The sequence below is a fragment of the Enterobacter cloacae complex sp. 2024EL-00711 genome (assembly GCF_047529885.1).
Taxonomy (GTDB): domain Bacteria; phylum Pseudomonadota; class Gammaproteobacteria; order Enterobacterales; family Enterobacteriaceae; genus Enterobacter; species Enterobacter ludwigii.
In genome coordinates, this window is sequence record NZ_JBLIZC010000001.1 from 654,795 (window position 1) to 672,645 (window position 17,851).

At 54.4% G+C, this 17,851-nt stretch carries 20 protein-coding genes; 12 read left to right on the forward strand and 8 right to left on the reverse strand.

All coding sequences use genetic code 11. The features are described from left to right. Window positions 1–18 precede the first annotated feature (18 nt). Window positions 19–459, reverse strand: coding sequence for a transcriptional regulator SlyA (slyA, locus tag ACMVME_RS03190; protein WP_014169785.1), 441 nt, complete (start codon window positions 457–459; stop codon window positions 19–21). A 186-nt stretch (window positions 460–645) separates the two neighbouring features. On the opposite strand from slyA, the gene ACMVME_RS03195 reads away from it, so the two are divergent. Genes ACMVME_RS03195 through ACMVME_RS03205 form a run of 3 tightly spaced genes read left to right on the forward strand, consistent with a single transcriptional unit; the run spans window position 646 to window position 3,778 of the window. After that, complete coding sequence (locus ACMVME_RS03195) at window positions 646–882, forward strand: DUF1656 domain-containing protein (RefSeq protein ID WP_020884333.1); 237 nt, start codon at window positions 646–648, stop codon at window positions 880–882. A gap of 2 nt (window positions 883–884) precedes the next feature. After that, window positions 885–1,745, forward strand: coding sequence for an HlyD family secretion protein (locus ACMVME_RS03200; protein ID WP_068794549.1), 861 nt, complete (start codon window positions 885–887; stop codon window positions 1,743–1,745). Further along, window positions 1,745–3,778 (forward strand): FUSC family protein, encoded by a 2,034-nt coding sequence (locus tag ACMVME_RS03205; protein WP_047366454.1) that lies wholly within the window; start codon window positions 1,745–1,747, stop codon window positions 3,776–3,778. The genes ACMVME_RS03200 and ACMVME_RS03205 overlap by 1 nt, the downstream gene beginning before the upstream one ends. Here ACMVME_RS03205 and sodC read toward each other — a convergent pair. The 3 genes from sodC to ACMVME_RS03220 form a co-directional block, all read right to left on the reverse strand. After that, a complete protein-coding gene (gene sodC, locus ACMVME_RS03210; RefSeq protein WP_020884336.1) occupies window positions 3,757–4,275 on the reverse strand; it encodes a superoxide dismutase [Cu-Zn] SodC in 519 nt (172 codons plus the stop codon). The two genes, ACMVME_RS03205 and sodC, sit on opposite strands and share 22 nt — an antisense overlap. Window positions 4,276–4,354: 79 nt before the next feature. Then, window positions 4,355–5,251, reverse strand: coding sequence for an aldo/keto reductase (locus ACMVME_RS03215; RefSeq protein ID WP_047366452.1), 897 nt, complete (start codon window positions 5,249–5,251; stop codon window positions 4,355–4,357). Between the two features lie 48 nt (window positions 5,252–5,299). Further along, window positions 5,300–5,539: a DUF1289 domain-containing protein gene (locus tag ACMVME_RS03220; protein ID WP_020884337.1), complete on the reverse strand. Its 240-nt coding sequence runs from the start codon at window positions 5,537–5,539 to the stop codon at window positions 5,300–5,302. Window positions 5,540–5,688: 149 nt separating this feature from the next. Between ACMVME_RS03220 and eptA the strand changes: the two genes are divergently transcribed. The 5 genes from eptA to rnt all read left to right on the forward strand — a co-directional run bounded on the left by eptA (window position 5,689) and on the right by rnt (window position 10,361). After that, window positions 5,689–7,314 (forward strand): phosphoethanolamine transferase EptA, encoded by a 1,626-nt coding sequence (gene eptA, locus ACMVME_RS03225; protein ID WP_068794548.1) that lies wholly within the window; start codon window positions 5,689–5,691, stop codon window positions 7,312–7,314. A gap of 41 nt (window positions 7,315–7,355) precedes the next feature. Further along, the gene (locus ACMVME_RS03230) at window positions 7,356–7,955 is read left to right on the forward strand and encodes a TetR/AcrR family transcriptional regulator (protein ID WP_014169778.1); all 600 of its coding nucleotides are present in this window, start codon (window positions 7,356–7,358) and stop codon (window positions 7,953–7,955) included. 53 nt (window positions 7,956–8,008) lie between these two features. Next, window positions 8,009–9,106 (forward strand): alkene reductase, encoded by a 1,098-nt coding sequence (locus ACMVME_RS03235; protein ID WP_020884339.1) that lies wholly within the window; start codon window positions 8,009–8,011, stop codon window positions 9,104–9,106. Window positions 9,107–9,206: 100 nt separating this feature from the next. Further along, window positions 9,207–9,614, forward strand: coding sequence for a lactoylglutathione lyase (gloA, locus tag ACMVME_RS03240; protein ID WP_020884340.1), 408 nt, complete (start codon window positions 9,207–9,209; stop codon window positions 9,612–9,614). A 96-nt stretch (window positions 9,615–9,710) separates the two neighbouring features. Next, window positions 9,711–10,361: a ribonuclease T gene (gene rnt / locus ACMVME_RS03245; RefSeq protein WP_025204356.1), complete on the forward strand. Its 651-nt coding sequence runs from the start codon at window positions 9,711–9,713 to the stop codon at window positions 10,359–10,361. A gap of 45 nt (window positions 10,362–10,406) precedes the next feature. Here rnt and grxD read toward each other — a convergent pair whose 3' ends face one another. Beyond that, window positions 10,407–10,754 carry a monothiol glutaredoxin 4 gene (grxD, locus tag ACMVME_RS03250; protein WP_003832760.1) on the reverse strand — a complete coding sequence of 116 codons (348 nt, stop codon included), beginning with the start codon at window positions 10,752–10,754 and terminating at the stop codon, window positions 10,407–10,409. A 339-nt stretch (window positions 10,755–11,093) separates the two neighbouring features. Here grxD and ACMVME_RS03255 point away from each other — a divergent pair, with 339 nt between their 5' ends. Continuing rightward, window positions 11,094–11,867 carry a C40 family peptidase gene (locus tag ACMVME_RS03255; RefSeq protein WP_068794547.1) on the forward strand — a complete coding sequence of 258 codons (774 nt, stop codon included), beginning with the start codon at window positions 11,094–11,096 and terminating at the stop codon, window positions 11,865–11,867. A 122-nt stretch (window positions 11,868–11,989) separates the two neighbouring features. Continuing rightward, window positions 11,990–12,571, forward strand: coding sequence for a superoxide dismutase [Fe] (sodB, locus tag ACMVME_RS03260; RefSeq protein WP_020884341.1), 582 nt, complete (start codon window positions 11,990–11,992; stop codon window positions 12,569–12,571). Between the two features lie 38 nt (window positions 12,572–12,609). Here the strand turns inward: sodB and ACMVME_RS03265 are convergent, their stop codons facing one another. After that, on the reverse strand, window positions 12,610–13,776 hold the full coding sequence (locus tag ACMVME_RS03265) for an MFS transporter (RefSeq protein ID WP_068794546.1): 1,167 nt from the start codon (window positions 13,774–13,776) through the stop codon (window positions 12,610–12,612). Between the two features lie 163 nt (window positions 13,777–13,939). After that, the gene (locus tag ACMVME_RS03270) at window positions 13,940–14,029 is read right to left on the reverse strand and encodes a YnhF family membrane protein (protein WP_032670423.1); all 90 of its coding nucleotides are present in this window, start codon (window positions 14,027–14,029) and stop codon (window positions 13,940–13,942) included. A 297-nt stretch (window positions 14,030–14,326) separates the two neighbouring features. Here ACMVME_RS03270 and purR point away from each other — a divergent pair, with 297 nt between their 5' ends. After that, on the forward strand, window positions 14,327–15,352 hold the full coding sequence (gene purR, locus ACMVME_RS03275; protein WP_014169769.1) for an HTH-type transcriptional repressor PurR: 1,026 nt from the start codon (window positions 14,327–14,329) through the stop codon (window positions 15,350–15,352). Between the two features lie 16 nt (window positions 15,353–15,368). Here the strand turns inward: purR and punR are convergent, their stop codons facing one another. Then, on the reverse strand, window positions 15,369–16,280 hold the full coding sequence (gene punR / locus ACMVME_RS03280) for a DNA-binding transcriptional activator PunR (protein ID WP_086532629.1): 912 nt from the start codon (window positions 16,278–16,280) through the stop codon (window positions 15,369–15,371). 115 nt (window positions 16,281–16,395) lie between these two features. Here punR and punC point away from each other — a divergent pair, with 115 nt between their 5' ends. Beyond that, entirely contained in the window at window positions 16,396–17,595 is a 1,200-nt protein-coding gene (gene punC, locus ACMVME_RS03285; protein WP_251858855.1) for a purine nucleoside transporter PunC, read from the forward strand. Window positions 17,596–17,851 lie beyond the last annotated feature (256 nt).

Below are 17,851 nucleotides of genomic sequence, written 5' to 3' on the forward strand. Positions count from 1 at the left end.
CAAGGCCTTGTGATGGTGTCAGTCGCGTGACTGCAGCTCATGGATGTTCTGCTCAAGGCGCCCAATGAGGCTGATGAGCAGTTCAAGCTCTGCGGGTGAAACCCCGGAAAGGATTTCGCCGCGCGTTTTGGTGATAACGGCTTCCATTTCAGTAATGATAGGGGCCGCTTTCTCAGTGAGCTTAATCCGCTTAGCGCGACGATCGCTGGCGCAGGTTTGCCGGGAGATGAGTCCTTTCTCTTCCAGTTGGTCAAGCGTACGTACCAGTGACGGTTGCTCAATGCCGATCGCTTTTGCCAGTTGAATTTGTGACTGGTCGGGTGGCAGCTGATGAATGTTATGCAGCGTGACCCAGTGCGTCTGTGTCAATTCCAGAGGTTTCAGGCGATGGTCAATCAGAGCACGCCAGACGCGTACCAACCTTGCCAGATCAGAACCTAATGGCGATTCCAATTTCATCTCCTTATAATTAGCTTGCTAAGTTATTATACTGATTTTAGAATAGTGTGCAGCATTTGTATTGGCAAAACAAATGCAATACTGCATTCATCGAACTTAAAAGGATGACTTACACTGAATTGTGATGTTCCATCAGATTAAGACTCGCCCTCGCGGCATTTTGTTCACTGCAAAGGATCTCTGCCCGTGACGTTTTTTCAAAGCTCCGTGGGACTCCCCCTTCAGGACCTGATTTTCGGTGCGTCAGTCTACTTTCCGCCCTTGTTTAAGGCCGTCCTGGTCGGCTTTATGATTTGGCTCATAGCCCATCGCCTGCTTCGTGACTGGATGTACTCCGGCGAGATTTGGCACCCCATGTTAATGGACCTCTCCCTGTTTGCCCTTTCCGTATGTCTGGGCCTTGCTGTCTTGATTGTGTGGTGAATATGCCCCTGAAAACGCTGAAGTACTTTTCCACGCTGATTGTTCTTGCCCTGGCCCTGGTTGCCGGGTGGTGGCTCTGGAATTTTTATATGCAGTCACCCTGGACACGTGACGGCAAAGTGCGGGCTGAGCAGGTCAGCATTACCCCACAGGTGTCGGGCAGCATTACGACGCTTGTCGTGAAAGATAACCAGTACGTTAAAAAGGGTGACGTGTTATTCCGTATCGACGACACCCCCTATCATATTGCGATCCTTAACGCCCAGGCACAGCTGGCGAAGGCCCAGTCTGATTTAGCAAAAGCCAATAACGAAGCCAATCGCCGCCGGCACTTGTCGCGCAACTATATTTCCGCAGAAGATTTAGATACTGCCAATATCAACGTTAAGGCCATGCAGGCGAGCGTGAACGTCGCGGAGGCTACGCTCAAACAGGCGCAGTGGGAGCTGACACAAACCGTTATTACCGCGCCAGTCGATGGATGGATCACCAACCTGTCAGCCCGCGTGGGGAATTATGCCACCGCCGGGCAACCCGTTTTCGCCCTTGTCGACAGCCACTCGTTCTATGTGGTGGGTTATTTTGAAGAGACCAAGCTTCGCCATATTCGCGAAGGGTCTCCCGCTACCCTTACGCTTTACAGCGGCTCGCAGAGGTTACAGGGTCACGTCTCCAGTATTGGCCGCGCCATCTACGATCAGAGTGTTGAAATGGATTCAGGCCTGGTACCGGACATTAAACCGAACGTGCCGTGGGTGCGTCTGGCCCAGCGCGTACCGGTTCGTGTGGAGTTTGACCATTTACCGCAGGGCATAACGCTGGTCTCCGGCACAACCTGCACCGTCGCCATCGGGACCCGTTGATGAACCTGCAGGCCTTCTCCTGGCGAAATACGCCGTGGATGAAAGCGACACGTCCGCAGTGGCGCTATGCGCTGCGTAATGGCATTGCGATGTGTCTGGCGCTGACTGTCGCCTATTACCTCAACCTTGATCAGCCCTACTGGGCAATGACCTCTGCCGCGGTGGTGAGTTTCCCCACCGTCGGCGGGGTGATCAGCAAGAGTCTTGGACGTATTGCCGGCAGCCTGTTAGGTGCCACCGCAGCGTTAATCATTGCAGGTCATACGCTGAACGATCCGTGGCTTTTTTTGTTGAGCATGGCGATATGGCTGGGCTTTTGTACCTGGGCCTGCGCGCATTTTACGAATAACGTTGCCTATGCCTTCCAGCTGGCCGGCTATACCGCTGCCATTATCGCCTTTCCGGTGGTGAATGTGCTCGATACCACCGAGCTGTGGGACATCGCACAGGCGCGCGTCTGCGAAGTGATTGTCGGTATTCTGAGCGGCGGTTTCATGATGATGATACTGCCGAGCACTTCCGATGGCACCGCGCTTATTACCGCCCTGAAGACCATGCATACTCGTTTACTGGAGCACGCAAGCCTGCTCTGGCAACCGGATACCAACGACGACATCCGTCTCGCGCACGAAAAGGTGATCGGCCAGATCCTGACCATGAATCTGTTACGCATTCAGGCCTTCTGGAGCCACTATCGCTTTCGTCGTCAGAACACCCTGCTGAACTATCTGTTGCATCAGCAGCTGCGTATGACCAGCTCAATCTCCAGCCTGCGCCGGATGCTGCTCAACTGGCCCACGCCCCCTGCACATACGCGCGCCGTGATTGAAACGCTGCTTGCGGCGCTTGCACGCCCAGATGCCGACATCTACACCGTCGCGAAGATTATCGCCCCGCTCGCGCCAGTAGATGAGTACGATTACCGTCACCGCGCCTTCTGGCAGCGTCTCAACTATTTTTGCCGGTTGTATCTGCGCAGCAGCCGCTGGATTAACGCCGTGGAAAATGCCACCCCGGTCACCGAGTTCGCTGTCCCCGGTAGCCCGGCGCTGGCACGACACACAGACTCGATGGAGGCACTGTGGAGTGGTTTTCGTACCTTTTGCGCGCTCACGCTGGTTGGCGCGTGGAGTATCACCACCCAGTGGGAGTCAGGCCCTGCGGCCCTGACGCTTGCTGCTATCAGCTGCGTGCTGTACTCCGTCGCCGCGTCACCGTTCAACTCCCTCACGCTGCTGCTGCGCACCCTGGTGCTGCTCTCGCTGTTTAGTTTTGCCGTGAAGTTTGGGTTGATGGTGCAGATAAGCGACCTGTGGCAGTTCCTTCTGTTCCTGTTCCCGCTGTTAACCACCATGCAGTTGCTGAAGCTGCAAATGCCCAAACTCGCCGGGCTGTGGGGACAGCTGATTGTGTTTATGGGCTCGTTTATCTCCGTCACTAACCCGCCGGTTTATGACTACGCCGATTTTCTCAATGACAATCTGGCGAAGATCCTTGGCGTTGGGCTGGCGTGGCTGGCATTTGCGGTGTTACGTCCGGGTTCAGATGCGCGCAAGAGTCGCCGGCATATCCGCGAGTTACGCAGAGGTTTTGTCGACCAGTTGAGTCGAAAACCGCATTTACGTGAAAGTGAGTATGAATCGCTGGTCTATCACTATGTCAGCCAGCTCAATAACAGCCAGGACTCCCTTTCGCGCCGCTGGCTGTTGCGCTGGGGCGTGGTGCTGTTGAACTGCTCTCACGTGGTCTGGCAACTTAGGGCATGGGAAACACGGTCCGACCCGCTGTCGCAGGTTCGTGATGTCTGCATCACCCTGCTACGCGATGTCATGAGCGAACGCGGTGTCCAGCAGCGTCCACTGGAGACCACGCTTGCTGAACTTCAGCGAATTTGCGATACCCTTGCGCACCACCACTCGCCTGCAGCACGAGATTTAGCCTCGATAATCTGGCGCCTGCACTGCTCACTGTCGCAGCTGGAACAGGCACCGGCTCCGGGTACAATTGGGGATCACATCACCCCGCAGGCATAGCGAGCCCCGCCACCGCCAAGCGGTTTTGGCTGATCGGACATATTGTCGCCGCCGACATGGATCATCAGCGCCTTGCCTTTCACTTCATCCAGCTTTTTCAGCCGCGGCGCGACGACGGGATCCGTGGCTTTGCCGTCGTTATTCACCACCAGCACCGGCAAATCACCCAGATGTCCCATACCGTCAGGACCTTCATGCTTACCGGTATGTTGTGGGTCGAGGTGGCCGCCTGCCGCCTCCGCAGCCGAGGCTTTACCCTCTTTTAATGCGGGCTGACAGCTACCGTTAGCATGGACATGGAAACCATGTTCGCCAGGAGGAAGGGCTTTGAGATTGGGCGCGAATTCCAGTCCCTTGTCGGTTTCAGTGATTTTCACCGTGCCGATGGACTGACCTACACCCTGAGAGGTGACGAGATTCATTTCCACTTCATCACTGGCCGCCTGCGCACCTGCACAGACCACCAGCGTGACGAGAGCCAGAGTAAAACGCTTCATATGACCTCCACGGGTTGTTTTTTGCCCCTTAAGTTTATACCAGGGGCAAAGATTTCACCGGAAAGTCACGTTTTACCGGTTACGGGACGTCGTAACCCAGCGCCGCTTTGCGGATGCGGAACCACTGCTGACGGGTCATCTGCAACTCTTCCGCGGCAATGGCGGCGCGTACGCGTTCAATTTTGCCCGAGCCAATGATCGGCAGTGGTTTTGACGGCAGACGCAGGATCCACGCGTACACCACCTGTTCGATGCTTCCGGCATTCAGTTCGCGGGCAATGTTCTCAAGCTCAGTGCGCAGCGGCTGGAATTCATCATCATTAAACAGACGTCCGCCGCCCAGGCACGACCACGCCATCGGACGGATACGCAACTGCTGAAGCTGATCGAGCGTGCCATCCAGCAGCAGCGGCTGATGAACCGGAGAAATTTCAACCTGGTTGGTGGCCAGGGTAAACGGCAGACGAGACTGCAGCAGCGCAAACTGTGCAGGGGTAAAGTTTGATACGCCGAAATGACGCACTTTGCCGCTTTGATGCAGATTCAGAAACGCTTCGGCCACCTCATCGGCATCCATCAACGGATCGGGGCGGTGGATCAGTAGCAGATCGATATGATCGGTCGCCAGGTTAACCAGCGACTGTTCGGCGCTCTTAATGATGTGCGCGCTGTCGGTAATGTAATGGCCGAGAGCATGTTCCGGTTTTGCCGTCGTGGCAATCCCGCATTTGGTGACGATCTCCATGCGTTCGCGTAACGCAGGAACCAACTTGAGTGCCTCGCCGAACGCGGCTTCACACTGATAGCCACCGTAAATATCAGCGTGATCGACCGTGGTGATCCCTAAGTCGAGATGCTCTTCAATAAAGCTTGCCAGCTGGAGGGGGGACATATTCCAGTCCATCAGGCGCCAGTAGCCCATCACAAAGCGGGAGAATTCTGGCCCCTGGGGGGCAAGGGTAATTCGCTGAACCATAACATTTTCCTCAAGGACGTGATGTCATGAGTATACGCAATTACCGTGTTAAAACAGTGAAGGTTGCTGGGGTTCTTCGGTGTCACCGGCTTTGTTTGCGCGTATTTTGCGCAGAAGTCGCTGTCGACAGAGACGGAGCACCTCCTGTTTCTGCGTGTCGCTGAAGTGTTGCCAGTTAAAACGCTCATCGCGCGTGCGCATGCAGCCACGGCAATATCCGCGCTCATCCACCTGACAAATACCCCGGCACGGGCTCTGGATGGGGAAAAACTCCAGTTGCTCTGCCACACTCACCTCCCGATAACGACTATCACCTACAGTGAAGACGCTAAACGTCCCGCATGCAAGGGCTTTACCACAGTTTTGTGGCATTAAGGTTTCACTAATCTTCGTTCTCTATACTCGCCCCATCATTAAAATTGCAGGTTTTCTGATCGATGTGGCTAATCAAAAAGTTACAATGTAACGATATAAAATTTACTCTGGGCTGTGCACTTTTCTTTACCGTATTAAACGCGCTGTTTATTCAGCGTAGCTGGGCAATTATCGCGCCCGCGCATATCCATGACGTCCTCTTTGCCGCGTCCGTTCCACTGGTGCTGTTTTGCGGCTGGGTCATTGTTTTTAGTCTGCTTAATATCCCGTTTATCCGTAAGCCGCTGCTGATTGTCTTGACCGTCGGATGCGCCGCCGCGACTTACTTTATGTATACCTACGGCGCGGTTATCGATCAGAACATGATTGTTAACGTGTTCGAAACCAACTCTCAGGAAGCCACTGCCCTGGTGACGCCGCAGATGATCCTGTGGATTGTCGTTGCCGGTCTTGTTCCGTCCGTGGTGCTGGCCATGATCCGCATTCGCACCGGGAAATGGTGGTACGCCCTGCTGACCCGTTTTGCCGCAATGCTCGGCGCCCTGCTGGTTATCATCCTCATCGCCGCCCTGTTTTATAAAGACTACGCGTCGCTGTTTCGCAATAACAAAAGCATCGTCAAAATGGTGACCCCCGCTAACTATGTCAGCGCGATGGTCAAATACAGCAAAATGCGCTGGTTTGCAGGCGATCAAACGCTGGTCCGAATCGGTGAAGATGCCCATAAAGGGCCGCTGATTGCAGGCCAACAAAAGAAAACCGTTCTGGTGCTGGTCATCGGCGAAGCGTCACGCGCCGCGAACTACTCGTTGAATGGCTACGGGCGTGAAACAAACCCCGAGCTGAAAAAGCAGGATGTGATTAACTTCCCGCAGGCCTCCTCCTGCGGCACCGAAACGGCCGTTTCCGTGCCCTGCATGTTCTCCGGTATGACGCGCAGTAAATACGATGCCGACCTGGCCCATCACCAGGAAGGGTTGCTGGACGTGCTCGCCCATGCGGGGATCAATATGCTGTGGCGTGACAATGATGGCGGTTGTAAAGGCGCCTGCGATCGCGTTCCCCATACCGACATGACCCAGTGGAAACTCGATCAGTTCTGCAAAGACAACTCCTGCATTGACGATGTGAACTTCACCCGTCTGGACAATGTTCTGGATGGCCTGAAGCAGGACTCCGTACTGGTCATCCACCTGATGGGCAGCCACGGCCCGGCATACTATCGCCGTTATCCGGATAATTTCCGCAAATTTACGCCAACCTGCGATACCAATGAAATTCAGGATTGCGATCACCAGGCGCTGATGAATACCTATGACAACACCATCCTGTATACCGACAGCATGGTCAGCAAAACCATCGATGCCCTGAAAGCGCGTCAGGTGAGCATGAATACCGCCCTGATTTACCTTTCGGATCACGGGGAGTCGCTGGGCGAAAGCGGGATTTATCTGCACGGCACGCCGTATCTGCTGGCACCAGAGCAACAAACGCACATTCCGTTTATGTTCTGGTTATCACCAGACTATGCGAAAAATTTCGGCGTCAACGCGCAGTGTTTACGTGACTATGCAGCAAAAAATGCGGTTTCGCAGGACAATTTGCTCTCTACCGTATTGGGTATGATGGACATTAAATCAAAGGTTTATCAACAGCAGCTGGATATTCTGAACGCATGTCGCCACTGAACACGCTTGCAATAGACCGAACGGTCTATTAGAGTGCGGCCATGAGCAGAAATACAGAACACGATACCCGAGAACATTTACTGGCGACCGGCGAGCGACTTTGCATGCATCGCGGGTTCACCGGTATGGGGTTGAGCGAGTTATTAAAAACCGCTGAGGTACCGAAGGGGTCGTTTTATCACTACTTCCGGTCCAAAGAGGCGTTTGGCGTGGCAATGCTGGAGCGGCACTATGCCAGCTACCATCAGCGCCTGGCAGCGCACTTTGCCACGGGCGAAGGTAATTATCGCGATCGTGTTCTGCACTTCTATCAGGAAACGCTGAACCAGTTCTGTCAGCAGGGCATCATCAGCGGTTGCCTGACGGTAAAACTTTCTGCCGAAGTGTGCGATCTTTCAGAAGATATGCGCACAGCAATGGATAAAGGGGCCCGCGGGGTTATCGCCCTCATGGCACAGGCGCTGGAGAAAGGCCGCGATGAAAAAACGCTGACTTTTCCCGGCGAACCTTTAACCCAGGCGCAGGTTTTATACGCCCTCTGGTTAGGCGCGAACCTGCAGGCCAAGATTTCACGCAGTGCGGTGCCGCTTGAAAGCGCACTGGCACATGTAAAAAGCAGCATTACTACGCCTCGCGTATAGCAGGCGTTTTTATTTACGTAATTACTAGACGACTGGTCTACTCAGGAGCCTTTATGTCCGCTGAAAAATTATTTACCCCCTTGAAAGTGGGTGCCGTTACCGCGCCAAACCGTGTGTTCATGGCCCCGCTTACCCGTCTGCGCAGCATTGAGCCGGGTGATATCCCTACCCCGTTGATGGGTGAATATTACCGTCAGCGCGCAAGCTCTGGCCTGATCATCACCGAGGCCACTCAGATTTCTGCTCAGGCTAAGGGTTACGCTGGCGCACCAGGTCTGCACAGCCCGGAACAGATTGCCGCGTGGAAAAAAATCACGGCTGGCGTTCACGCTGAAGAGGGTCGTATTGCCGTCCAGCTGTGGCATACCGGTCGTATCTCTCACAGCAGCATCCAGCCTGGCGGTCAGGCACCGGTTTCCGCCTCTGCCCTGAGCGCGAACACCCGCACCTCGTTGCGTGATGAAAACGGCAATGCGATCCGCGTTGATACGTCTATGCCGCGCGCTCTTGAACTGGACGAGATCCCGGGGATTGTTAACGATTTCCGCCAGGCCGTGGCGAATGCGCGTGAAGCCGGTTTCGACCTGGTTGAACTGCACTCCGCGCATGGTTATCTGCTGCACCAGTTCCTGTCACCGTCCTCTAACCATCGTACCGACCAGTACGGCGGCAGCGTTGAAAACCGTGCGCGCCTGGTGCTGGAAGTGGTGGATGCCGTATGTCAGGAGTGGAGCCCGGATCGCATTGGTATCCGCGTTTCCCCGATTGGTTCTTTCCAGAACGTTGATAACGGCCCGGACGAAGAAGCGGATGCCCTTTACCTGATTGAAGAGCTGGCAAAACGGGGTATCGCGTATCTGCATATGTCCGAGCCAGACTGGGCCGGTGGTCAGCCTTACACTGAAGCCTTCCGTCAGAAAGTACGCGAACGCTTCCACGGTGTGATCATCGGTGCAGGTGCATATACCCCTGAGAAAGCTGAAGATCTGATTAGCAAAGGTTTGATCGACGCCGTTGCATTTGGTCGCGATTTTATCGCTAACCCTGATCTGGTCGCCCGTCTGCAGCAGAAAGCCGCGCTGAACCCTCAGCGTCCGGAAAGCTTCTACGGCGGCGGCGCTGAAGGTTATACCGACTACCCTACCCTGTAATCTCTTCATTGCTCATTGATAGCGGCGACCTTTCGCCGCTATACTAAAACATCGTTTCTGTTCAAATAGATATTCTATTCCATTGGTTAATGAGGAAATTATGCGCCTACTTCACACCATGCTGCGCGTTGGCGATCTGCAACGTTCTGTCGATTTCTACACTAACGTACTGGGTATGAAACTGCTGCGCACCAGCGAAAACCCGGAATATAAATACTCGCTGGCGTTCGTGGGTTACGGCCCGGAAACGGACGAAGCGGTCATCGAACTGACCTACAACTGGGGCGTGGACAGCTATGAGCTGGGCACCGCTTATGGTCATATCGCGCTGGAAGTGGACAACGCAGCCGAAGCCTGTGAACGTATTCGCAGCAACGGCGGTAACGTGACGCGCGAAGCTGGCCCGGTCAAAGGCGGCACCACCGTGATCGCGTTTGTTGAAGATCCGGACGGCTACAAAATCGAGCTGATTGAAGCCAAAGACGCTGGTCGCGGTCTGGGCAACTGATCCCGCAGGGCGCAACATGCGCCCGTACTTTTACTGCATCCCCATCCAAAATTTGCCATAATGCGCACTGCTTTTTTCCCCATGTAAGAGACCCTGATGTCCGATAACGCTCAATTTAGCGGTCTGTGCGACCGTTTTCGTGGTTTTTATCCTGTTGTGATCGATGTTGAAACAGCCGGATTTAACGCTAAAACCGATGCGCTGCTTGAAATTGCCGCCATCACGCTGAAGATGGATGAACAGGGATGGCTTACACCGGACACCACGCTGCATTTCCACGTTGAACCGTTTGAAGGGGCCAACTTACAGCCCGAAGCGCTGGCCTTTAACGGCATCGATCCGCATAACCCGCTGCGTGGTGCGGTAAGTGAATATGACGCGCTGCACGCCATTTTTAAAATGGTGCGTAAAGGTATGAAAGAGAGCAACTGCAGCCGCGCCATTATGGTGGCGCATAACGCCACGTTCGATCACACCTTTACCATGGCCGCCGCTGAGCGCGCGTCGCTCAAGCGTAACCCTTTCCACCCGTTTGTGACCTTCGATACCGCGGCACTGAGCGGTCTGGCGTTGGGACAAACGGTATTATCAAAGGCATGTATTACGGCAGGCATTGAGTTTGACGGTACGCAGGCGCATTCCGCGCTTTATGACACCGAGCGGACGGCGGAACTGTTTTGCGAAATTGTGAACCGCTGGAAGCGTCTGGGCGGCTGGCCGCTGCCGATGGGTGACAATGAAGAATAAAAAAAAGCGACCTCATGAGGTCGCTTTTTTGTCTTCGCAGATAACTTACTCCGCGTCTGGCTCTTCCGTTTTGTACTTCGCAGCCGTTTCTTTGATCAGCTGCTGCAGTTCACCGCGCTGATACATTTCGATCAGGATATCGCAACCGCCGACCAGCTCACCGTCTACCCACAGCTGTGGGAACGTCGGCCAGTTAGCGTATTTAGGCAGCTCAGCGCGGATGTCCGGGTTCTGCAGGATATCAACGTAAGCAAAACGCTCACCACAGGCAGACAGCGCCTGAACCGCTTGCGCGGAGAAGCCACAGCTTGGCAGCTTCGGAGAACCTTTCATATACAGCAGAATCGGGTTTTCAGCGATCTGGCGCTGGATTTTTTCAATAGTGGTGCTCATGTCTTGCTTCCTTTAACTTCTGTTACGGCATTCGTCTGTCATTGTAGCGGTTCAGACTGCCATCGGAAAATAACATTTTTGTCACGTCTTTCTTATTCTACCGCGAGTGATGAAAAGTTGCATTGCAAATGGTGTTTAACCCTGCGGCACTCAGGGTTTTGTTTAGGGAGTGAACAATAGTGCGACAGATTGATGAATTTTTTTGCACTTGCTAACGAAACAGGATTGTAGATTGAAAAATGCTATTAACTTATCGGGTTTTTATAGATTAGAATCGACGGGCTTTGTAAATCATTCGCGGGTATTATTGATGACCTGCATTTATCAGGGGACTGCCCAGTGGCGCGGATAAATAAAATCTCGATCACGCTCTGTGCTTTACTGTTTACAACACTCACTTTCACGCCAGTGGCGAACGCCTCTCAACAGGCGCGGCACTCTGCTGTACAAAAAACGCATCTGGCCAAAACCACAGACCGTAAGAAAAAAACCACCAGCAAGAACGACAAGAAAAAGACCACCACCCAGACTAAAAAGACCGCCTCCAGCAAGACGAAAACAAAACCTTCCCGCAATGCCCACGCAACCAAAAGCAAAGCCTCGCAAACTGCAGCTAATCTCGTGACGGAAAAATGCATCCCCCGCAAAGGTCATAAAGCGAAATGCACGAAGGTCACGAAAATAGCGGAAGTGCATAAGGTTCGCGTGCAGAAAGCGCAAAAAACGGCGTTGAATAAACTGATGGGGCAGATCGGCAAACCCTATCGCTGGGGCGGCAGCTCACCGCGTACCGGTTTCGACTGCAGCGGCCTCGTCTATTACGCCTACAAAGATCTGGTGAAGTTCCGAATTCCACGTACCGCCAATGAGATGTATCACCTGCGCGACGCGTCACCGGTCAACCGCGGTGAACTGGAGAATGGCGATCTCGTCTTCTTCCGCACTCAGGGGCGCGGCACGGCTGACCACGTTGGCGTATATGTAGGCAACGGGAAATTTATCCAGTCCCCACGTAGCGGCCAGGACATCCAGATAACCTCTCTCAGTGAAGACTACTGGGTACGTCACTATGTCGGCGCACGCCGCGTGATGACGCCAAAAACCATTCGCTAACCCCTGCCCTGCCACAGCCGTGGTAGGGTAAGTTCCTCTTTTGCATACCCTTTCAATTTGCTATTCTGTCCCTGTTGTCTGTGTGGTTATTGGCAACATAAAAAACAATAAGGAGAGAAGCAATGTCGTTCGAATTACCTGCACTACCATATGCAAAAGACGCCCTGGCCCCGCACATTTCTGCGGAAACCCTGGAGTATCACTACGGCAAACATCACCAGACGTACGTCACCAATCTGAACAACCTGATCAAGGGCACCGATTTTGAAGGCAAAACGCTGGAAGAGATCGTCCGCAGTTCAGAGGGCGGTGTCTTTAACAATGCCGCTCAGGTGTGGAACCACACCTTCTACTGGCACTGCCTGGCACCGAATGCAGGCGGCGAACCTACGGGTGAACTGGCTGGCGCGATTAACGCGGCATTTGGCAGCTTTGCTGATTTTAAAGCGAAGTTTACGGATGCTGCAGTCAAGAACTTCGGTTCTGGCTGGACGTGGCTGGTGAAAGACGCGGATGGCAAACTGGCTATCGTTTCCACCTCGAACGCGGGTACGCCACTGACCACCAGCGCAACGCCGCTGATGACCGTGGACGTCTGGGAACACGCTTACTACATTGATTACCGTAACGCGCGTCCGAACTACCTGGAGCACTTCTGGGCACTGGTTAACTGGGCGTTTGTGGCGAAGAACTTCGCCGCGTAAGAGACACGCAGAAGGGATTGCCCTTCTGCGTTTTTTCATTATTCAGCAGCGCACGCTGCGTCCGGCTGTTTACGGCCAGACATCATCACTAATAGCAGGCCGAGCGCGGCAATTATCGCCCCCATCACCGGCACAAAGCTGTATCCCAGGCCGCCAGAAATGACGGCACCACCGGCAGCGGCACCGAGCGCATTGCCAAGGTTAAACGCGCCAATATTGACCGACGACGAGAGACCCGGTGCCTCATGGGCAACGCGCATCACGCGCATCTGCAGCGGCGGAACCACGGCAAAGGTCGCAGCCCCCCAGACAACCATCGCCATCGCCGCCCCGACTTCATTACGCGCCAGCCATGGAATGGCGAGCATGATGACAATCAGCAGCGTTAAAAAGCCTTTCAGCGTCCCGCTCACGGAACGATCGGCGAATTTCCCGCCGAGATAGTTGCCTATAGAGAACCCGACACCAGTCAGCACCAGCATCGCGGTCACAAAGAGAGGCGTCGCGTGGGTGATATCGTGCAACACCGGTGAAATATAGGTGTACAGGGTAAACATGGCGCCCGCACCCAGTACGGTGGTCAACAGCGCGGAGAGCACCTGCGGGCGCATCAGTACCGACAGCTCTTTGCGGACATCAGGACGTTCACCAGCGCTGCCTTTCGGCAAGGAGAAGTACAACGCCACCATGGCGATAACACCCAGCACAGCCGTCGCCAGGAACGACATGCGCCAGCCGATCGCCTCACCCAGCCAGGTTGCGGCAGGTACACCGCCAATGTTGGCAATCGTCAGACCCATAAACATTGTTGCCACGGCACTCGCCTGCTTGTGTTTTGGCACTACGTTTGCGGCCACAACCGATCCCAGCCCAAAGAACGCGCCGTGGTTAAGGCTGGTCAGAATGCGGGACAACATCAGGGTGGTGTAATCCGGAGCAATGGCGGAGAGCACGTTGCCCAGCGTAAATATCGCCATCAGGAAAATCAGCGCATTGCGGCGCGCGCGGTGTGAAAGCAGAAGCGTCATGAGCGGTGCCCCCACCATCACGCCAATGGCGTAGGCGCTGATGAGCATCCCGGCCGCCGGGATAGAAACATCCACGCCCCGGGCGATAACAGGCAGTAACCCCATCGGGGAGAATTCAGTGGTGCCAATCCCAAAAGCGCCAATCGCCAGGGCAAGCAGGGGAAAATTGATTTTCATGCGTCAACTCCGGATGCCGTGTCATGTCGTGACACAGAACAAAGAAGCCGAAAGCATGACATCAATCACAAAAAATGAGAAGTTAACAAATTGGCAAAAGATTTTTGCCGCAGGCGTAACAATCAGGAAAACTGAGAGGGAGAGAGCTCTCCCTCCGTGTAAATCAGTGCAATGCAGCCGTCAGACCCGCCGCAACAATCAGAGCCAGTACAATAACGGTGGTCACCAGCGAAAACTTCAGATCGTAGCTCATCAATTTTTCTCCTTTTAATCTCCCCACGAAAAGTGAGCCTGCTCATTTTTACACAGTTTAGTTCAAAAATCTTCCTGGATTTAAACTGATAACCACTTTAGCTCTTCCCCTTTTCATCAAGATAGGACAAAATTCCACGCTAAATTTATTAGCGTACCGGCCATTGACCCCCTCCTGACGTCCTGTGTCGTTTTCCCGGCGTGCCGCAATTCAAGATTGCGTGATAAGGGTGAGAGAAGGCAAACGTTTACCTTCAAGTTTTTCAGGAGTTTAGGATATGGTCTGGAGTGACATTTAATGGCAACAATTAAAGACGTAGCAAAACGCGCAAACGTTTCCACTACAACCGTATCACATGTAATTAACAAAACCCGCTTTGTGGCGGAAGAGACGCGCAACGCCGTCTGGGCGGCAATCAAAGAATTACACTATTCACCGAGTGCGGTGGCGCGCAGCCTCAAAGTTAATCACACCAAATCCATTGGTTTGCTGGCAACCAGCAGTGAAGCGGCCTATTTTGCCGAGATCATTGAAGCGGTCGAGAAAAACTGCTTCCAGAAAGGCTATACCCTGATTCTGGGCAACGCGTGGAACAGCATTGAAAAACAGCGCGCTTATCTCTCCATGATGGCGCAAAAGCGTGTGGATGGCCTGCTGGTGATGTGTTCAGAGTATCCGGAGTCCGTGCTTTCCATGCTGGAAGAGTACCGCCATATTCCTATGGTGGTCATGGACTGGGGCGAAGCACGTGCAGACTTCACCGACTCCGTCATCGATAACGCGTTTGAAGGCGGCTATATGGCAGGCCGTTATCTGATTGAACGTGGTCACCGCGAGATTGGTGTGATCCCGGGTCCACTGGAGCGCAACACCGGTGCCGGGCGTCTGGCCGGGTTTATGAAAGCAATGGAAGAGGCGCTGATTACCGTGCCGGAAAACTGGATCGTGCAGGGTGACTTTGAACCGGAATCCGGTTACCGCGCGATGCAGCAGATTGTCTCCCAGTCGCATCGCCCGACAGCCGTTTTCTGTGGCGGTGACATTATGGCGATGGGTGCTCTCTGTGCCGCCGATGAACTGGGTTTGCGCGTGCCGCAGGACATTTCCGTGATCGGGTATGACAACGTGCGCAACGCGCGCTTCTTTACCCCGGCGCTGACCACCATCCACCAGCCAAAAGACTCGCTGGGTGAAACGGCCTTCAATATGCTGATGGACAGGATCGTCAACAAGCGTGAAGAGTCTCAGTCCATTGAAGTTCACCCGCGTCTTATCGAACGCCGTTCCGTTGCGGATGGTCCGTTCCGCGACTATCGTCGTTAATCTTTTACGGGGCCAGTTATACTGGCTCCCGTAGCCATTCCCGGTTAAGCGTCTCACTGTCTCCCAGGTAATCCAGAAGCCAGGCCATTGCGGGCGACACATCATTTTGTTGCCAGGTGAGGCAACAGGCCGCATCCGGAAAAGGATTTTCCAGCATCAGTTCAACCCATTCACCGGTGTCGATTCGGGGCCGTGCAAAATGGCCAGGAACCATGGCAACGCACAGCCCTGCGCTGAGGCATGTTGCTGAGGATTCCCAGTCCGGCGCAACCACCCGTCGCTGGTTATCCAGCAGCCAGGTAATGCGTTTGGGCAACGAACGCGAGGTATCTTCCAGCACCAGCGAGGGCCAGTTACGGAGCGTTTCGTCGCTGAGCGGCCCGTCCAGGTCAGCCAGCGGATGATCGCTTGCCACCACACATTTCCAGCTGAGCATGCCCATGTCGCGAAAGGCAAAGCGTCCCCCAACCGGGATCGCCTGCGTGGCACCGATCGCCATCTCTGCCCTGCCATCCGCCAGCGCATCCCAGACGCCGTTAAACACTTCCTGGGATACCCGCAATTCGACATCCGAGAAATGGCGATAGAAATCGACAATCATCTGCCGGGTACGTTCCGGTTTTACGATGTTATCCACGGCAATCGAAAGATGTCCTCGCCAGCCGTTAGCGATCTGCTGACACTGTTCGCGGGTGATCTGCATTTTTTTGATAACAGAACGCCCTTCCTTCAAAAACCATGCCCCGGCGGGCGTTAATTCCACATCACGGTGACGCCGTTCAAACAGCGGAACGGCCAGCCATTCCTCAAGCTGACGCACCGTATAGCTGATTGCCGAGGGGACGCGGTGCAACTCCTGCGCTGCACCGCTAAAGCTGCCGTTGCGTGCAACAGCATCGACCACTTCAAGAGAATAATCTGACCACATTTTCTGCCTGCAAAAATTTTGAATGCACTCGCCAAATATTAGCGTTTCACAAGCTGCTTTGCACTCCCTACACTCTGCGCAAACATAGACCTGCCTCCCTCAGGAGAAAAAAACAATGCAACCCAGGAAAGGATTTTTAGTCTGGCTCGGTGGTTTAAGCGTGCTGGGCTTTTTAGCCACCGATATGTACCTGCCCGCCTTCGCCGCAATGCAGGAAGATTTACAGACCCCGGCGGCAGCCATCAGCGCCAGCCTGAGCTTATTCCTCGCGGGCTTTGCCTTCGCGCAGCTGCTCTGGGGGCCTCTCTCTGACCGCTTTGGCCGTAAACCGGTGCTGTTGCTGGGGCTGGCTATCTTTGCCGTCGGCTGTCTGGGAATGTTATGGGTACGCGATGCAACCTGGCTGCTGGTACTGCGCTTCGTGCAGGCCGTTGGCGTCTGTGCTGCCGCGGTGACCTGGCAGGCGCTGGTCACCGACTACTATCCGGCCAACCGGACAAACCGCATTTTCGCCACCATTATGCCGCTGGTAGGGCTTTCGCCTGCCCTCGCCCCGCTGCTCGGGAGCTGGATCCTGGCACATTTCGACTGGCAGGCCATTTTCGCTACGCTGTTTGCCATCACGCTGGTCCTGATGATCCCAGCATTCACGCTCAAAGCGGCACATAAGAAAGAGACGCCTGCTGACACAACACCGGTGACCTTCACCTCTCTGCTGAGCACCAAAGCGTACCGCGGTAATGTCCTGATTTATGCCGCCTGCTCGGCGAGTTTCTTCGCGTGGCTGACCGGTTCGCCGTTCATTCTTCACGATATGGGTTACAGCCCGGCCGCCATCGGTCTGAGCTATGTTCCGCAGACCATCGCGTTTCTGGTCGGGGGTTATGGCTGTCGCGCGGCGCTGCAAAAATGGGAAGGTCAGCAGATGCTGCCCTGGCTGCTGGTGCTCTACGCGCTGAGCGTGATCGCCACCTGGGCTGTGGGCTTTATCCCGGGCGCCGGTCTGGCAGAAATTCTGATTCCCTTCTGCGTGATGGCCGTGTCGAACGGTGCGATTTACCCTATCGTGGTAGCCCAGGCGTTACGTCCGTTCCCACAGGCAACAGGCCGTGCGGCCGCGCTTCAGAATACCCTGCAGCTGGGTCTGTGCTTCCTGGCAAGCCTGGTGGTCTCTGCGCTGATTGCCACGCCGCTCCTGACCACCACCAGCGTCATGCTGGTTACGGTTGCGCTGGCCCTTCTGGGATACCGTATGCAGTCAGCGGCACAACGTGAGCAGGATGACCGCGCAGAGGTGAAAACCTCGCATGCATAATCGCGCCAGAAATTATGTTAAATATCAGTGATTAGGTTGCTAAGAATTTTCTATTGAATCACCAAATTTTGAGGCCTATACTAAATTTGGTTCGATTAAATACGATAAATATTAAGTGTTAACGGGAGCCGGAGCGCTCCCGTTTTACCATGGAAGGCATTTCGGCAAGGGTTATCTCCCTTCCTCTGTTCTACGTCGGATACTAGCCTCACGGGGAAATACCGTGAGATTTCTCACAAACCATAAAAAGCGTCTA